Consider the following 3,825-nt stretch of genomic DNA (forward strand, 5'->3'; position numbering starts at 1 on the left):
AGGTTTACAGGATTGCAAATAGTAATTGGATTATTAGTTAATCCTGTTCCCTGCGGATAAGCAGTTGCAGAAACAACTAAAAACACAAAAAATGGAATTAGTTTTTTTTGTATTGTCATAAAATTTATAATTTATTTACATTCTTATTATTCCCGGCAGTAATGTTTCTGCCAGATATCTTGTCTATTGTTTTCAACCTTAATAATTATAAAAAGGAACCCTGACATCCGTTCAGTAAAATCATTGTCTATTACAGTCATTAACAAGGAAGTTGCAGGCATTCTTTTCATTTGGATAATTTCCGAACAACAAAATTGAAAGTAGAATTTACTGTTTGCTAATTTCTATTTCACTTCCCTTTTTCATATTAACATCATACTCATATACTTTCTTCAGGCTTAGCGATGGTTTTGCCGTTTTTGAGTGATTTAATGGTTCTTTAGGATTTATTACGTTAAAAAACGGATTAGGGTTTTGTGCCTTTGCCTGTTTAAGACCTTTACCTTTCAACGGGTAATACGAACGAATTCGGCAATTTCCGCCCAATGACGATTTAATGACAGCTTTGGTCAATTCGTTATTTGCCCATTGCATATTCACTTCAAAACCACCTCTTGCCTTTAATCCTTTTACACTGCCATTTTTCCAGGCTGAAGGCAGGGCAGGCAACAAATGTATAGCGCCATCCTGGCTTTGCACCAGCATTTCAGCAATACCGGAAGTACAACCAAAATTGCCATCGATTTGGAAAGGCGGATGTGCATCAAAAAGATTAGGATAGGTTCCACCTTTTTGAAAGCCCTTGGGTTGTATAGAAGGAGTAAGCTGATCGGAAATTAGTTTACAGGCATGATCACCATCAAGAAGACGTGCCCAAAAATTAACTTTCCACCCCATGGACCATCCGGTTGATTCATCTCCGCGAGCAATGAGTGATGTTTTTGCTGCAGCAAACAATTCAGGCGTTCTGTAAGGTGAAATCTGATTTGACGGGAATAATCCATACAAATGGGATACGTGACGATTTTTATCATTTGGATTATCCCAATCGTTTATCCATTCCTGCAATTGTCCCCACTGGCCGATTTGCATGGGAGGGACACGTTTTAAAGCAGCTTTAAGCTTTAGCACCAGATCTTTATCAACATTCAGAGTTTCGGCAGCTTTAATGGTTTTATTAAACAAATCGAATACCAGTTGGTTATCCATCGTCGTCCCAGCAGTCAAAGCGGTCACAGGATGTGCCCCGGGTGTATTTTCGGGAGAAACAGAAGGGCAAACCACTAACCATTTGTTTTTGGGATCTTCCACCATAAAATCGAGCAAGAACAGGGAAGCTCCTTTCACGATTGGATAAATTGATTTAAGATACTCTTTATCCCCATTGTATTCATATTTGTAGAACAGATGTTGCGAAAGCCAGGCTTCGCCCGTAGGCCACATTCCGGCAGAAGCAAAATCTATCGGCCCATTCATTCTCCAGATATCTGTGTTGTGATGGACAACCCATCCCCGTGCGCCATACATAACCCTGGCCGTCTGTTGACCCGTTTCCGAAAGTTCGTGAAGCATCTGGACCAGCGGCTCATTCATTTCGGTAAGGTTAGTGATTTCCGAAGGCCAATAATTCATTTCAGTGTTTATGTTCACCGTATATTTGCTATCCCAGGCAGGGAAAAGCTGATCATTCCATATTCCCTGCAAGGTAGCAGGTTGCCCGCCAGGTCGCGATGAAGAAATCAGCAAATAACGGCCAAATTGAAAATACAAAGCCACAAATTGAGGATCATCACTTTTGGCAAATTTCTCGAGACGGACGTCTGTTGGCTCTTTAGCAGCATCAGTTACTCCAAGGTCAAGTTTCACCCTGTTAAAATAAGATTGATAATCGGAAATATGATCTTTCAAAATCTGATTGTAACTCTTCTTCAAGGCTGTCTGAAGATAAGCGTTCACCCGATCGTCCGGGTTGGCGCTAATATCATTGTAATTCTTGAAATTTGTAGCTATGGATATATAAATAACAGCCCCATCAGCATTCGAAACACTTAATGTAGAATCCGTCACTGACTTAGTTCCGCCGTTCGTGATAATTTTCACTTTAGCTTCGAACTGAACGCCGCCTTTAACAGTTTCCTGATCGCTGGTGATTCCGGTCAAAACAAGCTCATCACTCCCGGCAGACTTCACCTTACAGGTTGAAGCGCCACCTCTGGCTTTTGGCCTGTCCATGGCAGCTGAAAAGCTTATTGATCCTGGCTTGTCAGCAGAAATTTTAGCGACAATTACCTGATCAGGGTACGATGAAAACACTTCAGTAGAATAATTAACCCCGTTAATTTTATAACGTGTCGTTGTCACAGCTTTTTCAATATCAAGTTCCCGGTAATAAGCAGAATAATTTTCATGCCCCGGGAAATATAGTTTAAGGTTGCCAACAGTTTGATAAGACATTCCGTGTGAAGTTTTACTGATAAAATTTTGATTCACCTGGTCATCGGCTTCCTTATATTTACCATCAAAAATCATTTTTTGGACTTCAGATAAAACGGCCTTTGCATTTAGGTTATCATTACGGTTAGGCTGACCGGCCCAGACCGTGTTTTCATTCAGCTGAATTGTTTCTTTGCAAGGGTCTCCAAATACCATTGCGCCCAAACGGCCATTTCCTACAGGCAAGGCTTCAACCCATTGTTTGGCCGGATGCGTATACCAAAGCTTTAAAAGAGACTCATTTTGAGCTGAAGCATCAAGAATACACATCAGACCAAACAGTATGTATAAAATTTTCTTTTTCATATTTTCAATTCACTAATTATTAATCAATCCGGTCATCCGTTGGTTTGCTTACACTTCGGTGAGCCCCGGAACTACATTATCTGAGATTCCTTGTTTGACTGCCGTTTTTGAATTTGGGATTATGCCCGCATATAAATATACTATTCCCTGTGCCTTTAGAGTAAAAGGAATAATGGACAACAGAATGATGGAGACTTTCAATGTTTTCATATCTGGCAATAAGGATTTATCGGTTTAATTTCATCCCGGCATTACCTATAAAAAAATCAACCATCTTTTTCAAATTCTCATCAATCTGAGTACCAGGGCCATGTCCACCTCCAGGCACAAGAAAAAACTGACTGGATACTTTAGCATTCTGCAATGCTTTATAAAGGATTTCGCCCTGACAATGAGGAATCACACGATCATTATCGCCATGAAAAATAAGAAACGGAGGATCGCTTGGATCTACATAAGTTGTCGGACTGGCCAGTAAAGTTTTTTCTTTATTTTCCTGAATGGGCCCTCCAATATAAAGAGAAGCAGGAGAATTCGCGGAGTTATGAATAAAATTTGTTCCTCCACATGAATCCATAACCAGCATGTTGGTAGGTCCGAACCAGTCAACAACAGCATCAACCGAACTACTATAGTTTGTATATGGGCCAAGATTTCCTTCCAGGTCAACGGTAACATTTCCAAAGGAATATTTTTTTACATTACTCGAATTCCCGGCCATTGCATCCATATACCCGCCTGAAGAACTTCAGGTAATCACGACAAACCGTGTATCTAACTGATATTCTTCTGCATTTGCCCGGACAAACCTTATTACAGCTTTAATATCATTTATCTGAGCAGGAAATTTAGCATCCATACTGGAACGGTGGTTAGGAGTAACCACAGCGAAACCGGCATCAAGTACAGCCTTTCCTAAAACAGAAAGATCAGCGCCTTTCATATTATTAGCCATCCATGCGCTGCCATAAATAGAAATCACCACCGGATAAGTTGATTTTTGGACTTTAGGCAGATAAATGTCCA

The 3,825-nt window shown here is 40.3% G+C and carries 4 protein-coding genes; all 4 read right to left on the bottom strand.

What is annotated here, in order from left to right:
- Window positions 1-327 precede the first annotated feature (327 nt).
- The gene (locus Q8907_14070; protein MDP4275397.1) at window positions 328-2,799 is read right to left on the bottom strand and encodes a glycoside hydrolase family 95 protein; all 2,472 of its coding nucleotides are present in this window, start codon (window positions 2,797-2,799) and stop codon (window positions 328-330) included.
- Between the two features lie 48 nt (window positions 2,800-2,847).
- The gene (locus Q8907_14075; protein ID MDP4275398.1) at window positions 2,848-3,009 is read right to left on the bottom strand and encodes a hypothetical protein; all 162 of its coding nucleotides are present in this window, start codon (window positions 3,007-3,009) and stop codon (window positions 2,848-2,850) included.
- Between the two features lie 16 nt (window positions 3,010-3,025).
- On the bottom strand, window positions 3,026-3,529 hold the full coding sequence (locus Q8907_14080) for a prolyl oligopeptidase family serine peptidase (GenBank protein ID MDP4275399.1): 504 nt from the start codon (window positions 3,527-3,529) through the stop codon (window positions 3,026-3,028).
- Between the two features lie 18 nt (window positions 3,530-3,547).
- Window positions 3,548-3,825 (bottom strand): alpha/beta hydrolase (locus tag Q8907_14085; GenBank protein ID MDP4275400.1); only part of this gene is annotated, 278 nt, incomplete at its 5' end.

It is taken from the genome of Bacteroidota bacterium (genome assembly GCA_030706565.1).
Classification (GTDB): domain Bacteria; phylum Bacteroidota; class Bacteroidia; order Bacteroidales; family JAUZOH01; genus JAUZOH01.